Source organism: Limnohabitans sp. JirII-31 (assembly GCF_002778315.1).
Lineage (GTDB): Bacteria > Pseudomonadota > Gammaproteobacteria > Burkholderiales > Burkholderiaceae_C > Limnohabitans.
The window spans coordinates 451787-468736 of sequence record NZ_NESA01000001.1 but is presented as its reverse complement, the minus strand read 5'-3'; the positions used below and the strand labels follow the sequence as shown (position 1 = coordinate 468736).

18 protein-coding genes are annotated in these 16950 nt (G+C 59.6%); 10 read left to right on the top strand and 8 right to left on the bottom strand.

Annotation, left to right across the window (positions count from 1 at the left end):
- Positions 1–3: 3 nt before the first annotated feature.
- From mnmC to B9Z41_RS02280, 9 genes are all read left to right on the top strand, one after another.
- Positions 4–1647 (top strand): FAD-dependent 5-carboxymethylaminomethyl-2-thiouridine(34) oxidoreductase MnmC, encoded by a 1644-nt coding sequence (gene mnmC, locus B9Z41_RS02320; protein ID WP_158236121.1) that lies wholly within the window; start codon positions 4–6, stop codon positions 1645–1647.
- 48 nt (positions 1648–1695) lie between these two features.
- Positions 1696–3072: a chromate efflux transporter gene (gene chrA, locus B9Z41_RS02315; RefSeq protein WP_100144569.1), complete on the top strand. Its 1377-nt coding sequence runs from the start codon at positions 1696–1698 to the stop codon at positions 3070–3072.
- Between the two features lie 2 nt (positions 3073–3074).
- A complete protein-coding gene (locus B9Z41_RS02310; protein ID WP_100144567.1) occupies positions 3075–4397 on the top strand; it encodes a leucine-rich repeat-containing protein kinase family protein in 1323 nt (440 codons plus the stop codon).
- Positions 4398–4531: 134 nt separating this feature from the next.
- Entirely contained in the window at positions 4532–5074 is a 543-nt protein-coding gene (locus B9Z41_RS02305) for a chromate resistance protein ChrB domain-containing protein (RefSeq protein WP_100144565.1), read from the top strand.
- A gap of 107 nt (positions 5075–5181) precedes the next feature.
- Positions 5182–6222, top strand: a complete 1041-nt coding sequence (locus B9Z41_RS02300; protein ID WP_100144563.1) for a CDP-6-deoxy-delta-3,4-glucoseen reductase — start codon at positions 5182–5184, stop codon at positions 6220–6222.
- Between the two features lie 21 nt (positions 6223–6243).
- A complete protein-coding gene (locus B9Z41_RS02295) occupies positions 6244–6759 on the top strand; it encodes a VOC family protein (protein WP_233202468.1) in 516 nt (171 codons plus the stop codon).
- Positions 6760–6796: 37 nt separating this feature from the next.
- Positions 6797–8011: an amino acid ABC transporter substrate-binding protein gene (locus B9Z41_RS02290; protein ID WP_100144561.1), complete on the top strand. Its 1215-nt coding sequence runs from the start codon at positions 6797–6799 to the stop codon at positions 8009–8011.
- 4 nt (positions 8012–8015) lie between these two features.
- Positions 8016–8480 (top strand): VOC family protein, encoded by a 465-nt coding sequence (locus B9Z41_RS02285; RefSeq protein ID WP_100144559.1) that lies wholly within the window; start codon positions 8016–8018, stop codon positions 8478–8480.
- 25 nt (positions 8481–8505) lie between these two features.
- Entirely contained in the window at positions 8506–9441 is a 936-nt protein-coding gene (locus B9Z41_RS02280; protein WP_100144557.1) for a fumarylacetoacetate hydrolase family protein, read from the top strand.
- Between the two features lie 50 nt (positions 9442–9491).
- Here the strand turns inward: B9Z41_RS02280 and B9Z41_RS02275 are convergent, their stop codons facing one another.
- Together B9Z41_RS02275 and B9Z41_RS02270 are read right to left on the bottom strand one after the other, a co-directional pair.
- Positions 9492–11117, bottom strand: a complete 1626-nt coding sequence (locus B9Z41_RS02275; protein WP_100144555.1) for a (2,3-dihydroxybenzoyl)adenylate synthase — start codon at positions 11115–11117, stop codon at positions 9492–9494.
- A 49-nt stretch (positions 11118–11166) separates the two neighbouring features.
- Positions 11167–12309 (bottom strand): FAD-dependent monooxygenase, encoded by a 1143-nt coding sequence (locus B9Z41_RS02270; RefSeq protein ID WP_100144553.1) that lies wholly within the window; start codon positions 12307–12309, stop codon positions 11167–11169.
- A gap of 137 nt (positions 12310–12446) precedes the next feature.
- Between B9Z41_RS02270 and B9Z41_RS02265 the strand changes: the two genes are divergently transcribed.
- On the top strand, positions 12447–13439 hold the full coding sequence (locus B9Z41_RS02265) for a tripartite tricarboxylate transporter substrate binding protein (RefSeq protein WP_100144551.1): 993 nt from the start codon (positions 12447–12449) through the stop codon (positions 13437–13439).
- A gap of 3 nt (positions 13440–13442) precedes the next feature.
- On the opposite strand, the gene B9Z41_RS02260 is transcribed toward B9Z41_RS02265, so the two are convergent.
- From B9Z41_RS02260 to B9Z41_RS02235, 6 genes are all read right to left on the bottom strand, one after another.
- A complete protein-coding gene (locus B9Z41_RS02260; RefSeq protein ID WP_100144549.1) occupies positions 13443–13862 on the bottom strand; it encodes a type II toxin-antitoxin system VapC family toxin in 420 nt (139 codons plus the stop codon).
- Positions 13859–14110, bottom strand: coding sequence for a type II toxin-antitoxin system Phd/YefM family antitoxin (locus tag B9Z41_RS02255; protein ID WP_100144547.1), 252 nt, complete (start codon positions 14108–14110; stop codon positions 13859–13861). The genes B9Z41_RS02260 and B9Z41_RS02255 overlap by 4 nt, the downstream gene beginning before the upstream one ends.
- A 138-nt stretch (positions 14111–14248) precedes the next feature.
- Positions 14249–14665 carry a DUF3830 family protein gene (locus B9Z41_RS02250; RefSeq protein WP_369823273.1) on the bottom strand — a complete coding sequence of 139 codons (417 nt, stop codon included), beginning with the start codon at positions 14663–14665 and terminating at the stop codon, positions 14249–14251.
- Positions 14666–14701: 36 nt separating this feature from the next.
- Positions 14702–15298 carry a TIGR00730 family Rossman fold protein gene (locus tag B9Z41_RS02245; RefSeq protein WP_100144545.1) on the bottom strand — a complete coding sequence of 199 codons (597 nt, stop codon included), beginning with the start codon at positions 15296–15298 and terminating at the stop codon, positions 14702–14704.
- A gap of 8 nt (positions 15299–15306) precedes the next feature.
- On the bottom strand, positions 15307–16089 hold the full coding sequence (locus tag B9Z41_RS02240; protein WP_100144543.1) for an ABC transporter permease: 783 nt from the start codon (positions 16087–16089) through the stop codon (positions 15307–15309).
- Complete coding sequence (locus B9Z41_RS02235; protein ID WP_199172913.1) at positions 16086–16949, bottom strand: ABC transporter ATP-binding protein; 864 nt, start codon at positions 16947–16949, stop codon at positions 16086–16088. Before B9Z41_RS02235 ends, B9Z41_RS02240 begins: the two co-directional genes overlap by 4 nt.
- Position 16950: the final 1 nt, after the last annotated feature.

Sequence of the window (16950 nt, the reverse complement as noted above, 5' to 3'; positions counted from 1 at the left end):
CCCATGCCCAAGCCGCCAGCACACGCCTGGCACGGGCACAGCATCTGGTGCATCGCACAAACCACGCTCGACCTGCCTGCGTTTTTGAACGCCTGGGCACAGTGGTTGGGTGATCCTGAACGCCCCACGCTGCTGCATGTGCTGGCCATCGCGGCCACCGCCCCAACGCCCCAAGATCTGCAAAACGTCGCCAGCGCCCAGCCCGTCCATGCGGCGCTGATCGATCAACTGGTTGCGCAATGCTGGGGTTTGTTGCCCGGTATGCACCGCTTGCGTCTGAGTGATGGGCAGGTTGGTGGGCAGGTGCTGCTGACCCTGTGTGTGGGCTCCCCCGCCGACTACGCCGACCTGCTGGCGCGTCACCCCACCGGCCCCTGCACCCCCAGCACGGCGCTGCCGCCCGTGGGCGAGCGCACGGTCACCGTGCTGGGCTCTGGCATGGCCGGAGCGGGCACAGCGCGCACACTGGCTGAGCGTGGCTGGCAGGTGACGGTGCTCGACGCGGGTGAGGCCCCTGCCGCAGGCGCTTCGGGCTTACCGGTGGGCTTGGTGGCACCGCACACCTCGCCTGACGACAGCCTGATTTCACGCCTGTCTCGTGCAGGCGTGCGCACCATGCAGCACGCCATGTGCACCCTGCTGCAAGCAGGTGTGGACTGGGCCCCCACTGGTGTGCAAGAACGCCGCTTGCCCGGCAAAACCCGCAAAGGTGGTGCACCCCAGAGCTGGTCACTGGCACTGGCGGATGCAGGACAGGCCTGGACCTGTGCAGCATCGCCCCCAGCGCCACCCAATGCGCTGTGGCACGCCAAGGGCGCTTGGTTGCGCCCAGCCCGCTTGGTGCATGCGCTGCTGCAACACCCCAACATCCGCTGGCAGGGTCAGGCCAACGCCGATGCCCTGCGCGCGGTGGACACCGCCCAAGGTACGGCCTGGCAGGTGCTGCAACAGGGCCAAGTGCTGGCGCAGTCGGCGCGTGTGGTGGTGGCCTGTGGGCCGGGCAGCACGCCGCTGTTGGTGAGTGCCACAGCGGGTGCCACACACCACGCCAACACACCACCCATTCGACCCTTGCGTGGGCAAATTTCTTGGGGGTTGATGGCAGAGGTACCCTCGCCAGCGCACGCGCCAAGCACAAACCAAACACAACCGCAACCGCAACCGCAACACCCAGCCCCCACGCTGGCAGACATTTGGCCAGCCACACCCGTCAACGGCAATGGCAGCTTTGTGCACAGCGTGCCCACCGAGCTGGGCCCTGCTTGGTTTGCGGGCTCCAGCTTTGACCGGGTGAACGACCAGCCCGTGGTCTTGCCCGCCGACCATGCCGACAACTTGGCACGCCTACAGGCCCTGCTGCCCGACACCGCCCAAGCCTTGGGCCCGGTGTTTGCCAACGGTGTGCGTGGCTGGGCGGGCGTGCGTTGCAGCGTGCCCGACCGACTGCCCGTGGTGGGCCCCGTGGCGCATGCCAGCGAAGGCCTGTGGGTCAATGCCGCCATGGGCTCGCGTGGGCTGACCCTGGCCTTGTTGTGCGGCGAGTTGTTGGCTGCACGCTGGCATGGAGAGCCCTTGCCGCTGGAAGCGCAGCTGGCGCAAGCGCTCGACGCCAACCGGTTCAAGCACCGGGGTGCCGCACAGGCCTAACATCACCCCTCACCCCTCACCCCTCACTCGTCACATCACAAGCCACTCATGACACACACGACGCCCACCCCTGACACTGCACCCGCGCCCGTGAGTCTGGCGCAAGCGTTCTGGTTTTGGCTCAAGCTGGGTCTGATCAGCTTTGGCGGACCTGCGGGGCAAATTTCCATCATGCACCAAGAGCTGGTGGAGCAGCGCCGCTGGATCTCGGAGCGCCGTTTCTTGCACGCCCTGAACTACTGCATGGTGTTGCCCGGACCCGAGGCGCAACAGCTGGTGACCTACATCGGCTGGCTGATGCACAAGCGTTGGGGCGGTGTGGTGGCCGGTGCATTGTTTGTGTTGCCGTCGCTGGTGCTGTTGGTCGCACTGTCTTGGATTTACATGGCGTATGGCGACTTGCCGCTGGTGGCTGGGTTGTTTTACGGCATCAAGCCCGCCGTCACCGCCATCGTGGTGCAAGCGGCACACCGCATCGGCTCGCGGGCCTTGAAAAACGCGTGGTTGTGGGCCATTGCAGCCGCCTCTTTTGTGGCCATCTTTGCCCTGGATGTGCCCTTCCCGCTCATCGTGGGCGTGGCGGCCTGCCTGGGCTACATCGGGGGCCGTGTGTCGCCAGCGCACTTTCAGGTGGGCGGTGGACACGGCGCAGCCAAAGCCTCGTATGGTCCCGCGCTGATCGACGACCACACGCCCACGCCAGACCACGCACGCTTTAGCTGGCAGGGACTGGCTCAGGTGCTGCTGGCCGGTGCGCTGTTGTGGGCACTGCCCATGGGCGTGCTGTGTGCGGTGTTCGGCTGGAGCCATGGCTTCACGCAGATGGGCTGGTTTTTCACCAAGGCTGCACTGCTGACGTTTGGCGGTGCCTATGCCGTGCTGCCTTATGTCTACCAAGGCGCGGTGGGTGACTATGGCTGGGTCACGCCCACACAAATGATGGATGGGTTGGCCTTGGGTGAAACCACACCGGGCCCACTGATCATGGTGGTGGCGTTTGTAGCCTTTGTGGGCGGCTACGCCAAAGCGCTGTTGGGGCCTGAGAGCTTGTTCATGGCCGGTGCACTGGCGGCGTGTTTGGTGACGTGGTTCACCTTTTTGCCGTCGTTCATCTTTATTTTGGCGGGTGGCCCTTTGGTGGAGAGCACCCACAACGACTTGAAGTTCACCGCCCCGCTCACCGCCATCACGGCGGCGGTGGTAGGCGTCATCTTGAATCTCGCGCTCTTCTTTGGCTACCACCTGCTGTGGCCTGAAGGCCTGGGTCACTCTTGGCAAGAGGCACTGAACGCACACTTTGACTGGCGCTCTGCAGTGCTGGCCGTGGGCGCTGCCCTGGCCTTGTTCAAGTACAAGCGCAGCGTGATGCAAGTCATTGGCGTGAGTGCCTTGATTGGCTTGGCCATCACCACCTTGCCACTCTGACCATGCACACGCTGGCGCAGCTTCGCGCAGGGGAATTGGCGGGCATCACGCGCTTGCAATTGCGCGCCGATCTGCGCGAGTTCCCCCAAGAGATTTACGCACTGGCCGACTCGCTGGAAATTCTGGACTTGTCGGGTAATCAGCTCAGCCGCTTGCCAGACGACTTGCCACGCTTGCACCGGCTGCGGGTGATTTTTTGCTCGGACAACCGCTTCACCGAGTTGCCCCGCGTGCTGGGCCGTTGCACGGCGTTGACCATGGTGGGCTTCAAGGCCAACCAAATCCAACACGTGCCCGCTGAGTCGCTGCCCCCACTGCTGCGCTGGTTGATCTTGACCGACAACCAGATCGAGACACTGCCCGACGCTTTGGGCCAATGCACACAGCTGCAAAAGCTCATGCTGGCAGGCAACCGCTTGCGTGCCCTGCCTGCACTGCAAGCCTGCACCCGACTGGAGTTGTTGCGCATGTCGGCCAACCAACTCACGTCCTTGCCGGCGTGGCTGCTGGCGCTGCCCGCTTTGAGCTGGCTGGCCTATGGCGGCAACCCCTTGAGCGCTGCACACGAAGCTGCGGCTCAGCCAACACACAGCTTGCGCAGCGTGCCTTGGGCATCGTTGCAACTGAGCCACGTTTTGGGTGAAGGCGCCTCGGGGGTGATCCACCAAGCCGGTTGGCACACAGACACACACACGCAAGCGGTGGCGGTCAAACTCTTCAAAGGCCCCCTCACCAGCGACGGTTTGCCCGCCTGCGAAATGGCGGCCTGTTTGCATGCCGGCGCGCACCCGCACCTGATTGCGGCCATGGGCCAAATTGAAGGTCACCCCGAGCACACCCAAGGCTTGGTGATGCCGCTGATCGACCCGTCGTTCATCACCCTGGCGGGGCCACCCAGCTTGGACTCCTGCACCCGCGATGTGTATGCGCGTGACACACGTTTCTCGGTGGCTGCCATGTTGCAACTGGCGCTCGGGGTCACACGTGCCGCCCAACACTTGCACGCGCGTGGCATCTTGCATGGCGACTTGTACGCCCACAACCTGTTGCACAACGGCCAAGGTGAGGTCTTGCTGGGCGACTTTGGCGCGGCCTCGCTGTTTGACCCGCAGGACACAGACCGCGCACACGCCTTGATGCGCATCGAGGTGCGTGCGTTCGGGTGTTTGCTGCAAGAGTTGGTGGCGCGTTGTGACGCACTGGCGGCACAACCCCAGCGGGCCACAGCGCTGCAACAGCTGGTCGACAGTTGCCTTCAACACGACATGCGCCAACGGCCCTCGTGGCCTGCCATCGAAGAAGGCTTGATGGCTTGCCTGGGTTGAGCCGCGTGTTGACGCACCCAGCGCATGGCGAGGTGGACGTGCACCTCTCGGGTATGTCCTAGGCGGGCATCCACGCGCAAGCCCACAAGTGCCGCCAGAATGGCGGTCCTAGAGTTTCAGCATCAAGGACAGTTATGAAATGGGTCACCCGTGATTTCGTCCACCTCGACCGCGTGGCGTCGCCCTGGTTGATTCAACGCTTTGTCGACCCCCAAGCGCACTTCGTGTTTGTGCCGTGGGGGCAAGAAGACACGCGACCCAGCGACGCCATTCCCTTTGGGCTGCCGGGAGTGGCGTTGAGCTCGCATGACGAACAAGGCACGACCTTCGAGAAGATCCTGCGCAAGTACGGGCTTGATGACCCCTCGTTGCACAACATCGCACGCGTCATCCATTCGGGCGTGGCACAGGTGCTGCACCACGCCCAAGTGACGCCCGATGACCGTTGGGGACAAATTGCCGCCGGGCTGCTGGCCATCTCAGAAGGCATGATGCTGGTGCACACAACCGATGAGGCGATTTTGCAAGCCAGCTTTCCCCTCTACGACGCGCTGTACGCCAATTTGCGTGCACACGCGCTGGTCAACCAAAACAACTTGGTGATGCCGGGCTACCAAGGTCTGGGGCCCACCTTGCCCACACGCTTTTTGAGGCAAGTGTTGCAAGAGTCGTCGTAGTCGCGCCTGCGACTTGAAGGTCACGGGTATGTCCTAGGCTCGACTCGCCCACTTTGTGAACAACACTTACAAGCGTTATTGATCTCTTGAAAAGTGGTTGTTCCTCCATGGTTTTCTCTGTCACCTTGCAGCCTAGCGGTAGTCGGTTTGATTGCGATTCAGAACAAGAAATTCTCAAAGCAGGCCTAGCCGCCGGCTTGCGCATGCCCTTCAGTTGTCGCTCAGGCATGTGCCGCACCTGCAAAGGCAAGGTCACCTCAGGCCAGGTGGACTTTGGCGGCGCCCACGTCAAATACCTCTCTGACGCCGAACGCGAACAGGGCTTCGCCTTGCTGTGCTGCGCCAAACCCTTGAGTGATGTGGTGGTGGAGGTCGAAGAAATTGACCCCGACCGTCACCTCAAACCCCAACAACTACCCGCGCGGGTGCTCGACGTCAAGCAAGTGGCCGACGATGTGCGCATCATCACCTTGGGACTGCCGGCCAACGAACCCATGCAGTTTCGCGCCGGCCAATTCATCGACGTGCTGCGCCCAGACGGTCTGCGTCGCAGTTACTCCATCGCCAACCCACCCAAAGCCGAAGGCGTGCGTCAGTTGGAACTGCATCTGCGACACATGCCAGGCGGGGTCTTCACCGACCATGTGTTTGGCCCCCTCAAGCCGCGCGAGATCTGGAAGATTGAAATGCCCTTGGGCTCGTTTTACCTGCGCGAAGACAGCGCGGCCCCGATGATTTTGTTGGCCTCGGGCACGGGCTTTGCGCCCATTCAATCGCTGCTGCTCTACAGCCTCGGCCTTGGCCTGACTCGGCCCATTCACCTGTATTGGGGCGGACGCCGCAAGGCCGATTTGTATGCGCTGGAACAAGCGCAAGCGTGGGCCCAAGAGCACGCCCACATCGAATTCATTCCGGTGTTGAGTGATGCCACACCCGATGACCAGTGGCAAGGCCGAACGGGTTTGGTGCACCAAGCGGTGCTGCAAGACTTTGCCGACTTGAGTCAACACCAGGTCTATGCCTGCGGTGCACCCATCATGGTGGAGTCTGCCAGGCGTGACTTTGTGGCGTTGGCGCACTTGTCCGAAGACGCCTTCTTTGCCGACTCATTTTTAAGCCAAGCCGATGGCGCCAAAGCGGCGTCTTAATTCACCACAAGGAGACCTCCCATGCTGCCCGAAAACTGTACTGTTGGCATGCCCCAGCACAACTCTGTGATCAAGCCCTATTGCATGAGCCACGGCACGCTGGAGTGTTACAGCCTCAAAGCATCACGTCGTTTTTACGAAGAGTTTTTGGGGCTGGAATGTGTGCGCCACGGCAAGCCTGCCATGGTGATTCGCGGCGGCATGCGCTTTCACATCGTCTGCGTGGAAGTCGGCGACCAGATTCATCCTTGCAGCTTGCTCAACCACTGGGGCGTGGATGTGCTCACCCGGGAAGAAGTGGACCAAGCCCATGCCAAGGCCATCGAGCACAAAGAGAAATACGGCATTCGCCAAGTGCTGCCACAGCAAGAAATGCATGGCGTGTACTCCTTCTATCTGGAAGACCTCGACCACAACTGGTGGGAGATTCAGCACTACGCCAACGGCTTTCAACACGACGACTTCTTTGACTTTGGCGACCGCTTCACCATGGACGAAGAAGGCGACGCCGCCAACCTGCAAGAACTCAAAACATAAGCGCAGCAGCCCCCTCACCTTTTTAGGAGACAAGCACATGGCAATTCGCATTCAACAATGGCTCAGGGCTTTTTTGCTCGGAGCTGCGACATTGATAGCCGCTGGCGCACACGCGCAAGCCCCCAACACCGCGCCCATTCGCGTGGGCAGCACACTGGCCTTGACCGGTCCGTTGAGCGCCACCGCAGTGATGCAAAAAATCGCCGGTGACATCTACATCGAGCAACTCAACAAACGCGGTGGCTGGCTCGGTCGCCCGGTGGAATGGGTGCTCAAAGACGACCAGTCCAAACCCGATGTCACGCGCACCCTGTACGAACAACTCATCACCACGGAAAAAGTCGACCTGATCGTGGGCCCTTACGCCACCGGCTCCATCTTGTCGGCCATGGGCGTGGCCCAGCGCTACAACAAGCTCTTGTTGCACAACACCTTTGGTTTGCCTGCTTTGGCCAAGTACGACATGTTGTTTTCGGTGGGAGGCCAGTCGTATGAGATTGAAAGCGTTTGGCCCAACTTGGTATTCGACGCCGTGGGCTCGGGCAACAAGCCACCCAAGACTGTGGCCATGTTGACCAGCAAATTTCCCTCGGTGCACTTCGTGACGCAAGGAGCACGCGAGGTGCTGAAAAAACGCGGCATGACCGAAGCCACCTACCTGGAGTGGGAGTTTGGCAACCGCGACTTTGGTGCGATTGCGGCCCGTGTGAAAGAAGCCAAGCCCGACATGGTGTGGGTCGGCGGTGTGGGCCTGGACGGCAACTTGCTGCTCGACGCCATGAAGAAGATCGACTACGTGCCGCCCCAGTTCTTCATTGCTTTCCCGGCCTCAGGCCCCATGCTCAAGTCGCCGGATGGCAAAGGTGTGTTGGCCCTGACCGTGTTTGAAGAACACGCCCCCTTCACCAGCAACCCGGTGGCGGCTGAGTTTGTCAAACAGTTCAACGAACGTGCCGCCAAAGCCAACCTGCCCGACAGCTCGGTCGAGCTGATTGCCGCCGTGGCCTACGCCACTTGGCAAGCGCTGGACGCCGCCGTCAATGCCACCAAGAGCCTGGACGACAAAACATTGGCTGCTTGGCTCAAGAAAAACCAAGTCGACACCGTGATTGGCAAAGTGCGTTGGGACGGCACCAACAACTTCATGAAGGGCACCGACTTGTACCGGGTCAAGCAAGTGCAAAACGGCAAATGGCAAGTGGTGTGGCCGCGTGAATACGCTGCGCCCGGCACCAAGCTGATGGCCCCCTGACGCCATGGCCGTCGTTCACCCTTTGCTGCTGTCGCATGGCACCTTGCTGTGCCGCAACTTGGCCAACACCCGCAAGTTCTACGAAGAGTTTTTAGGCGTTGAGGTGGTGCGCCACGCCAAGCCCGCCATGATGGTGCGCCTGAACTCGGGCATGTACATCGTGTGCGTGTGCATTGGCGAGAACGTGCCCAACCAACACGTGCTCACACACTGGGGCCTGAACGTGGCCACACGTGAAGAGGTGGATGCGGCCCACGCTGCGGCGGTGGCGTCTCAAGAAACCTATGGCATTCGCAAAATTCAAAGTGTGCGCGAACGCCACGGAGCCTACGGCTTTTACATGCAAGACCTGGACTGCAACTGGTGGGAAATTCAACACGAAGAACGCACCATCAACCACTTCTTCCATGGCGGCGACAAGTTTGGTGACGACGTGATCGCCACCGACAGCGCCGACTCACACGACTGACCCACTTTTCTTTTCATCGCGATTTATGTCTACCTACAAACTCCTCAGCTACCAAATCAACAAACAAGCCCGCGCTGGCGTGCTGGTGGGCGACACCGTCTACGACGTTCAAAAAGTCACCGCCACGGCGGCCTACGCCACCGTCATGGGTGTGTTGGCCCATTGGGCGCAAGCCAAGAAAGCCTTGGCAGAGTTCGAACGCAAGATCAGTACGGGAAAAAGCCGCATCCAAGGCACACCACTGAAAAAAACCAAGCTGCTCTCGCCCGTGCTCTACCCTGGCGACATGTATTGCGCAGGCGCCAACTACACCGACCACATGCAAGAGATGGCACGGGTGATGAACCAGCCCCCTGGCCCCAACATGAAAGAGCTGGGCGAAAAACCCTGGCACTTCATGAAGAGCACACGGGCCTCGATCGTGGGGCCGGGTGCCAAGGTCAAAATTCCGCCCTACTCCAAAGCCATGGACTGGGAAATTGAACTGGTCGCCGTGATCGGCAAAGTGGCCAAAAATGTGTCGGTGGAAAAAGCCCTCTCGTATGTGGCCGGCTACACGATTGCCGACGACTTGTCGGCGCGCGACATGATGAAGCGGGCCAAGATTCCCCAATCTGCGCCCTTTCACATCGATTGGATTGGGCAGAAATGTTTTGACGGCGCCTGCCCCGTGGGACCGTGGATCGTGCCCAGCGAGCAAATCAAAAACCCACACAACCTGAGCCTCAAGCTGTGGGTCAACGACGTGCTGATGCAAGACTCCAACACCAGCAAACTCATCTTTGACACGGCAGAGCAAATTGCGGCACTGTCCGAACGCGTGACGCTCTACCCCGGCGATCTGATCCTCACCGGTACCCCCGCAGGCGTGGGCATGGGCCGTCAGCTGTTTCTCAAACCGGGGGACGTGGTGAAGCTGTGGATTGAAGAGATTGGCGAGTTGACGCACAGCATGGCGTGAGCACATCACGCTGACAAACAAGCCACGGCGTCAACACCGTGGCTTTTTTTTCAGAGCGCCGCCACCTGATCGCGCAGCTCACGTTTGAGAATTTTCCCGACCGGGCTGACCGGAAAAGCCTCCATCACCACCAAGCGCTCGGGCAGTTTGAACGAGGCGATTTGCAGCGTCTTCAAATGCGCGATCAGTTCTTCAAAGCTCAGGTTTTGCCCAGTCTTGGTCACGACACAGGCGCAGGCTTTTTCGCCGAACACGGGGTCGGGCATGGCCACCAAGGCGACTGATTTGACTTTGGGGTGGGTCAGAATGAGGTTCTCCACTTCGTCGCAGCTGATCTTCTCGCCGCCTCGGTTGATGAGGTCTTTGCGTCGCCCTTCGGTGAACACATAGCGCCCCTCGCGACGCACGATGTCACCCATGCGGTACCAGCCACCCTCCATGAAGGCTTCGGCATTTTTCTCAGGGGCCCTGTAGTAGCCGCGAATGGTGTAGGGGCCGCGCGTGACCAGCTCGCCGGGCACCCCATCGGCCACGTCGTGGCCGTCGTCATCGACCACCCGGATCTCGTCCAGCACCGACACCGGCGCACCCGAGCTGTTGAGCAACATGTCCTCGCTGTCGTCCAAGCGCGTCATGTTGATCAGCCCCTCGGCGGTGCCATAAATTTCTTGTGGGATGCAGTGCAAACGCTCGCGCAAGCGAATGCGCAACTCAGTGGGCAAACGCGCACCGCCGTTTTGCACCACGCGCAAAGAAGACAGGTCGTACTGTTGGTGCAGGTCCGAATTCAACCAATTGGTGATCAAGGGCACCACCGCCGCCACCACGGTGACGCGCCAGTCTTGGATGAGTTGGAAAATTTCTTCACTGCTGGTGCCCTCCGACAACACCACCGTGCCGCCGTAATAAAACGTGGCCAGGATGCCCGGCGACGCCAGGTTGTAGTTGTGCGCCAAAGGCAAGATGGCCATGAAACGTGTGTCTGGGTTGAAGGCTGTGGCCGCGCCGCACAACTTGGCGTTGAGCACATAGTCGTTGTGGGTGCGCGGAATCAGTTTGGACATCGACGTCGTGCCACCCGACAACAACATGGTGGCCACTTGGTCTGGATCGGGCCGCACACCTTGCAACACCTGGTCCACCTCGGCAGCCGACAGGTCTTGCGCCAAGTGCGACATCAAGGCAGCTTGCCCAGGCAAGGGCTCGCCTGCTACCCACACATGCTTCAAGCCACCAAACTCTGGCGCTACGTCTTGCGCCATGGTTCGAAAGTCAAAGTTCCCCACCACGGCAGGCACGATGTAGGCCACGGCACCGGAGGCGCGGATGAAGTGGCGCACCTCGGCATGTCGGTGGGCGCGCAAGGCCATCACAGGAATGGCACCGATCCAATTCAAGGCCAAGTAGGTCACCACGAACTCCATCGAGTTGGGCAACTGCATGACCACACGGTCTTGTGCTTGCAAGCCGGCACGGTGCAAGCCCACCGCCAAACGCTTGGAGCAGTCTATCAACTGGGCATAGGTGAGCGTTTGTCCCGCCTGGGTCACGGCCACTTGGTCTGGCCGCTGGCGGGCGCTTCGCTCAACCATTTCTGAAATGGTCAGCCCTTCCCACACACCTTGTTGTTTGTAGCGCTGGGAAAGTTCCTGCGGCCATCCAATGAATCCATCCATGCGTTGCCTCTTTGTTGTGTGCTGTCTGTGTGTGATGTGGCTGTGTGCTTTATGAGGCCACCTCGGGATGCAAGGCTTCGTAGGCCCTGGCCAATGCAGGGTCGCGCCGCATCATCTCGGCGTGGCTGACGCGGCCGGTGCGCGTCATGTAACTGTAGGCAAACTCCACCGGGGTGAGCGCAGGCACCAACTGGTCCATCTCTTCGTACCAGCGGATGCTCACGTTGGCGGCGTCCCAAATCTTTTTCATCGGGGGCAAACGTGTTTCCTGAAAACGCGCCAAGGCGGCGGGCACATCGGTGCCCAGCTCTTTGAAGGCTTTGTACAAAGACACCGCGTCTTCCATCGCCAAACGGGTGCCCGAGCCAATCGAGAAATGCGCCGTGCGCAGCGCGTCGCCGATCAAGACCACGTTGTCAAAACTCCAGTGTTCATTCCAGATAGCCGGAAAGTTACGCCAATGCGAGTGGTTGCTGATGATGGGGTGCTGCTTCAAGTCTTTGGCAAACACCTGCTCACACAGCTTGATGGTGTCTTCAGGGCTCATGTCGGCAAAGCCCGCACGCTCCCAGGTGTCGTGCGTGACTTCCACCAAGAAGGTGCTCATGTCAGGACGGTAGCGGTAATGGTGCGCACAGAACACGCCGTGCTCGGTTTCGCGAAACGTCAGGGTCAGGCTGTTGAAGGGCTGGGTCGTGCCGTACCAAATGAATTTATTGGGCCGCCAATCGGTGGTGGTTTCAAACTTGTCTTCGTTTTCCGTGCGCAACCAAGAGAATGCGCCGTTGGCCCCCACCACCAAATCGGCCTCGCCGAGTTGCGCCAGGCTGGTGATGTCGGTGTCGAAATGGATGGTGACACCCAGCTTCTCCACGTAGTCAAACAACAATGTCAACAACTCCAGGCGACCAATCGAAGCAAAGCCGTTGCCTGCAATCGGAATGGTGGTGTCGTTGTGCACCACCGTGATGTCAGGCCAGTTCTCCAGGTGCGGCGTGAGGTATTGGTACAGCGCATCGTCGTCGGCGCGTAAAAAATCCAGTGCGCGGTCTGAGAACACCACGCCAAAACCCCAGGTGGCGTCACGCGGGTTGCGTTCAAAAATTTCAATGTCGTGCGTCGGGTCGAGTTGCTTCATCAGGGCAGCGAAATACAAACCGGCAGGCCCTGCGCCCAAAATTCTGATCTTCATCGTGACGTTTCCTTTGCATGATCAAGATTAACCCAGAAGTTGGTGCTTTACGGCACACTCTTTGCTATGTAAACCCCTGTTGAAGTCCCCGTTGTGTCTTGTCAAAAACCACGTGCTGTGCACGTTGAAAGGTTCCTATGTCCACGCACCGTTCATCTGCTGGCATCACACGCCGCAACGCCTTGCATGCACTGACTGCCAGCGTGGCCGTTTTGGCCCTGCCGGCACATGCGGCCTGGCCCGACAAACCCATCAAGTTGGTGGTGACCTTTCCACCGGGAGGTGCCAGCGACATCGTGGCGCGCGTGATGGCTGAACAACTGAGCATCAAGTTAGGTCAGCCCGTGGTGGTGGACAACCGCCCTGGCGCCGGAGGCAGCGTGGGTGGCAGCTATGTGGCGCAGTCTCCCGCTGATGGCTATGTGCTGATGCTCTCCAACTCCACACCCATTTCCATTGGGCCATTCGCGTTGGAAAAACAACCCTATGACCCGGTGGAAGCTTTCACCCACATCGCCTCGATTGGTGCGGCGCCTTGCGTGGTGATGGCCAACCCGGCATCGGGCATTCGCAGCATGAATGACTTGCAAGCTTTCGCTCGCAAAGAAGGCCGACTCGATTTTGGTTCTGGCGGCCCCGCATCCATTGGCCACATCTACGGCGAGTTGATGAAGAAAGAGTTGGGCCTCAACATGGTGCACGTGCCTTACCGTGGTGGTGCACCCATGACCACTGACTTGATTTCGGGCGTCATCCCCGTGGGCATGGATGTGTTGACCGCTTACGTGCCGTACTTCAAAACCGGGCAGTTGGTGCCTCTGGCCGTGACCTCGGCCAAGCGCTCGCCACTGGTGCCCGATGTGCCCAGCATCACCGAGCTGGGCAACTACCGCAAGCTCGTGCTGGACAACTTCTTTGGCGTGTCTGGCCCCGCCAAAATGCCCACCGATGTGGTGGCACGCATCCACGACGCCTGCAACGAAATCATGACGCAAGCAGACATCAAAAAACGCATGCTCGACCTGGGCATCACCCTCACCCCAAGCTCAACCGCCAGCTTCACCGTCTATGTGCGGGATCAGGTGGAAACCTTGGCACCGGCGGTCAAAGGGGCGGGCGTGAAGCTTTGAGGGTCAAGCAATCAATGTGACCCCTGCTTGACGGGCTGCTGATTGCAGTTGCTCATCCAACGTGGCCAAAGGCAGGTTTTTGCGCAAAGCCAACTCCAGATAAGCAGCGTCATAAGCTGTCAGACGAAACTGCCGCGCCAAATCAAGCGTCGCGTGCAGCGCACTTTGCGCTGTGCTCCCGTCGATGCTGATGCTCAATTCATCCAATAAAGAAACGAAAGCCGATGCTTGCGCTTGGGTAATTTTTCCAAGTCGCTGGCTCTTCGCGATCACGTTTGCGGCTTCTAGCGGCCACAGAGACGGAACACTGGCACCACCTCTTTGCAACATCACCAAGACTTGCTCTGCCAGGCCAAGGCCAGCCGGATTTGATTGGGGCAACAGCCATAGCATGGCCACGGAGTTGTCTAACACCAAACTCATGCGCGGCCCTCATCAATCAGCTCTCGCAAGTCCAGTCCGGCACCCGCACCACTGGCCTGTTGCGCCTGCATGAACTCACGCATCTTGGCCACGGCAGCTTGAGATTGACCGTCAAAGGTGGCGGGCGCGAGACGAGCGACCACCTGACCGCGAACAGAAATCTCAAACACCTTGCCAGCTTGCACCTCGCGGAGCAATCGAGGGAGGTGGGTTTTTGCTTCGTAAGAGCCAACAGATTGAATGGGCATAGTGAATGGCTGATATTCAGTGGGTTCGGATGAAACAAGATTGTAGACCAGTTTATTAGACTAGTCATTCATCCGGAAGAATCCATCCGTTGCTCACAAGTCGCCACGTTCATTCCATCAACAGCATGGCTCAGTGACTCAATCTATGACTTCAAACAACACGTCTTGTGCACCCTGCCAGAGAATTTTTTTGCCCATGGCCGCCAAGTGCTCGCGCCCTTCCACCACTGTCAAAAAGTGGTTGCCCGCCAGTTGCCCCATCTTGCTGGAAAAGCTGCATCCCCCATAAGCCAAGATGATTTCGGTCTCGCTGTAGCCCCCGGGATAAAACAAGATGTCGCCCACTGAGGGGTGGCTGGTGTGGTTCTCATAAGCGAGACCGGGCGACCAGTCGCCCAGCGGCACCCACACGCCCTCACCACTCCAACGCACATGGATGAGTTGCTGTTTGTAGGGCAGCAATTTTTTAAAAGCCGCCACGGTCTGCGGCGCATCGGGATGGGTGTGCGCCACAAAAGTAAAGCCAGCGGCAGTGATGCGAATTTTTTCAATCATGGATAAGGCCTTGGTGTGTGTGATCGCAAGACCTGTTCAGGCCTGCGGTTGGTCAATCCATTTGGTCACGTTGGGTGCTTTCCAAGTGGTCAGTCGATCCAGCAACTCACCTGGCTGAGCGTCTAACACCAACATATCGCGGTGCTCGGCCTTCATGAAACCTTCTTGCACCGCCAGGTTGAGCATGGCCATCATTGGGTCAAAAAAACCACGGACATTCAGTGCGCCACAAGCTTTGTGGTGATCGCCCAATTGGGTCAAGGTCGCCGCTTCAAACAACTCTTCCAAAGTGCCCAAACCGCCGGGCAAAGCCACGAAGGCGTCGGCCAAACTGGCCATGCGCGCTTTGCGCTCGCGCATGTTGTCCACCACGTCGTGGTGAGTCAGGTGCGGGTGCAAATGGCCACGTTCAAACAAACGCCGGTTGATCACACCCGAGACCGAGCCCCCACATTCCAGCACGGTGTCGGCCAATACCCCCATCAAGCCTTTGTTGGTGCCGCCGTAAACCAAGATCAAGCCACGTTGGGCGATCTCTTGGCCCAGACTCACCGCGGCTTCGCGGTAGGCATCAGAAAACCCAAAATTGGAACCACAAAACACGGCAATACTGCGCAAGGCTTGGTGCGGCATAGACGCTTTCAACTCAAAGAAAAATCATTTTTGCGCTGGGTCCAACCGGTCATGCGCAGTTCAAAAAATGCCGACACGGCGTACAAGGCGATGCCCAACACCGCCAGGATGAACAAGCCCGCAAACACCATCGGCACATCAAAGTTGCCACTGGCAATGATCATCACGTTGCCAATGCCTTTGTTGGCCGCCACGGTCTCAGACAAGACGGTGCCGACAAACGCCAAGGTGATGGCGATCTTGAGTGAGGCAAACAAATACGGCAGCGCGCGTGGCAAACCCACGTTCCACAAGATGTCGAGCTTGGACGCACCGAGCACCCGAAACACGTCTTCCAGCTCGGGCTCGGTGGTGGCCAGACCCGTGGCCACGTTCACCACCACAGGAAAGATGCAGATCACCGCCGAGGTCAAGATGGCGGGCACCGTGCCCGAGCCAAACCAGACCACAAAAATCGGCACCACCGCCACCTTCGGGATGCTGGAAAACCCCACCAACAGCGGATAGGCCACGTCATACGCCAGCTTGGACGAGCCAATCACCGCGCCCAACAGCACGCCCACCAACACGCCGATGGCAAAGCCGACCACGGTGGTGTACAGGGTCTGCACGGTATGCGGCCACAACAGCGGCATTTTTTGCCATAGCACCACCGCAATTTGACTGGGTTTGGGCAAGACCAAATCGGAAACACCCAAGGCCACACAGGCCATTTCCCAAAGCACAAAAAAACCAATCAGCACAAACGCTGACAGCACGTTGTGTTGGATGTTTTTAGACAACTGGCTCATGACACGCTTTCAGGGGTAGAGGCCTTGGCCGAAGTCGCGGGGTGGGCGGATGGGTCGTCTTCGGTGCGGGCTTGGGCAATGCACATGCGCAGTTGTTGCACCAGGCTGGCGAACTCGGGTGAGTAGCTTTTTTCTAGTGTTCTTGGGCGCTCAAAGGGCACCGGGCTGTCTTGCAAAATGCGGCCCGGGCGCGAGGTCATCACACAAATGCGGGTGGCCAAATAGGCGGCCTCACGCAGGTCGTGGGTCACCAACAACACGGTGGGCTGGTGGGTCATCCACAGGTTTTGCATGATCGACCACAGCTCTTCGCGGGTGAACTGATCAAGGGCACCAAAGGGCTCGTCCAGCAAGAGCAGTTGTGGCTCATGGATGAGCGCACGGCACAGCGAGGCGCGCTGCAACATGCCCCCCGATAACTGCCAAGGCCGCTTGTCGCCAAAGCCTTTCAAGCCCACTTGCGCCAGCAGTGCATCGGCGCGCTCAGCGAACTCGGTGTGTTTCTTCTTGGCATAGTCTTGGCGAAACGGCTGCACGATCTTCAAGGGGATCAACACGTTCTCGCGAATCGTCAGCCAAGGCAGCATGGTGGGGTTTTGAAACGCCATGCCAATGCGCACCCCGCTGGCCGCTTGGCCACTGCGCCCCAGCACACCCACCTCGCGCCCGCCCACGATCACACCGCCAGAACTCGGGGCCAACAAACCCGCGACCAATTTCAAAATCGTGGATTTGCCGCAACCGCTGGGCCCCACCAGAGCCACGAACTCGGAAGGCTGAATGTGCAAGTCGGTGTGGTCCAGCGCCACGGTGCCGGCACCGTATTGCAAGCTCACATCGGAGAGTTGAATCAGCGACATC

Coding starts and splice junctions, on each gene's coding strand:
- mnmC (WP_158236121.1), top strand. CDS start 4: ATGCCCAAGCCGCCAGCACACGCCTGGCACGGGCACAGCATCTGGTGC.
- chrA (WP_100144569.1), top strand. CDS start 1,696: ATGACACACACGACGCCCACCCCTGACACTGCACCCGCGCCCGTGAGT.
- B9Z41_RS02310 (WP_100144567.1), top strand. CDS start 3,075: ATGCACACGCTGGCGCAGCTTCGCGCAGGGGAATTGGCGGGCATCACG.
- B9Z41_RS02305 (WP_100144565.1), top strand. CDS start 4,532: ATGAAATGGGTCACCCGTGATTTCGTCCACCTCGACCGCGTGGCGTCG.
- B9Z41_RS02300 (WP_100144563.1), top strand. CDS start 5,182: ATGGTTTTCTCTGTCACCTTGCAGCCTAGCGGTAGTCGGTTTGATTGC.
- B9Z41_RS02295 (WP_233202468.1), top strand. CDS start 6,244: ATGCTGCCCGAAAACTGTACTGTTGGCATGCCCCAGCACAACTCTGTG.
- B9Z41_RS02290 (WP_100144561.1), top strand. CDS start 6,797: ATGGCAATTCGCATTCAACAATGGCTCAGGGCTTTTTTGCTCGGAGCT.
- B9Z41_RS02285 (WP_100144559.1), top strand. CDS start 8,016: ATGGCCGTCGTTCACCCTTTGCTGCTGTCGCATGGCACCTTGCTGTGC.
- B9Z41_RS02280 (WP_100144557.1), top strand. CDS start 8,506: ATGTCTACCTACAAACTCCTCAGCTACCAAATCAACAAACAAGCCCGC.
- B9Z41_RS02275 (WP_100144555.1), bottom strand. CDS start 11,117: ATGGATGGATTCATTGGATGGCCGCAGGAACTTTCCCAGCGCTACAAA.
- B9Z41_RS02270 (WP_100144553.1), bottom strand. CDS start 12,309: ATGAAGATCAGAATTTTGGGCGCAGGGCCTGCCGGTTTGTATTTCGCT.
- B9Z41_RS02265 (WP_100144551.1), top strand. CDS start 12,447: ATGTCCACGCACCGTTCATCTGCTGGCATCACACGCCGCAACGCCTTG.
- B9Z41_RS02260 (WP_100144549.1), bottom strand. CDS start 13,862: ATGAGTTTGGTGTTAGACAACTCCGTGGCCATGCTATGGCTGTTGCCC.
- B9Z41_RS02255 (WP_100144547.1), bottom strand. CDS start 14,110: ATGCCCATTCAATCTGTTGGCTCTTACGAAGCAAAAACCCACCTCCCT.
- B9Z41_RS02250 (WP_369823273.1), bottom strand. CDS start 14,665: ATGATTGAAAAAATTCGCATCACTGCCGCTGGCTTTACTTTTGTGGCG.
- B9Z41_RS02245 (WP_100144545.1), bottom strand. CDS start 15,298: ATGCCGCACCAAGCCTTGCGCAGTATTGCCGTGTTTTGTGGTTCCAAT.
- B9Z41_RS02240 (WP_100144543.1), bottom strand. CDS start 16,089: ATGAGCCAGTTGTCTAAAAACATCCAACACAACGTGCTGTCAGCGTTT.
- B9Z41_RS02235 (WP_199172913.1), bottom strand. CDS start 16,949: ATGTCGCTGATTCAACTCTCCGATGTGAGCTTGCAATACGGTGCCGGC.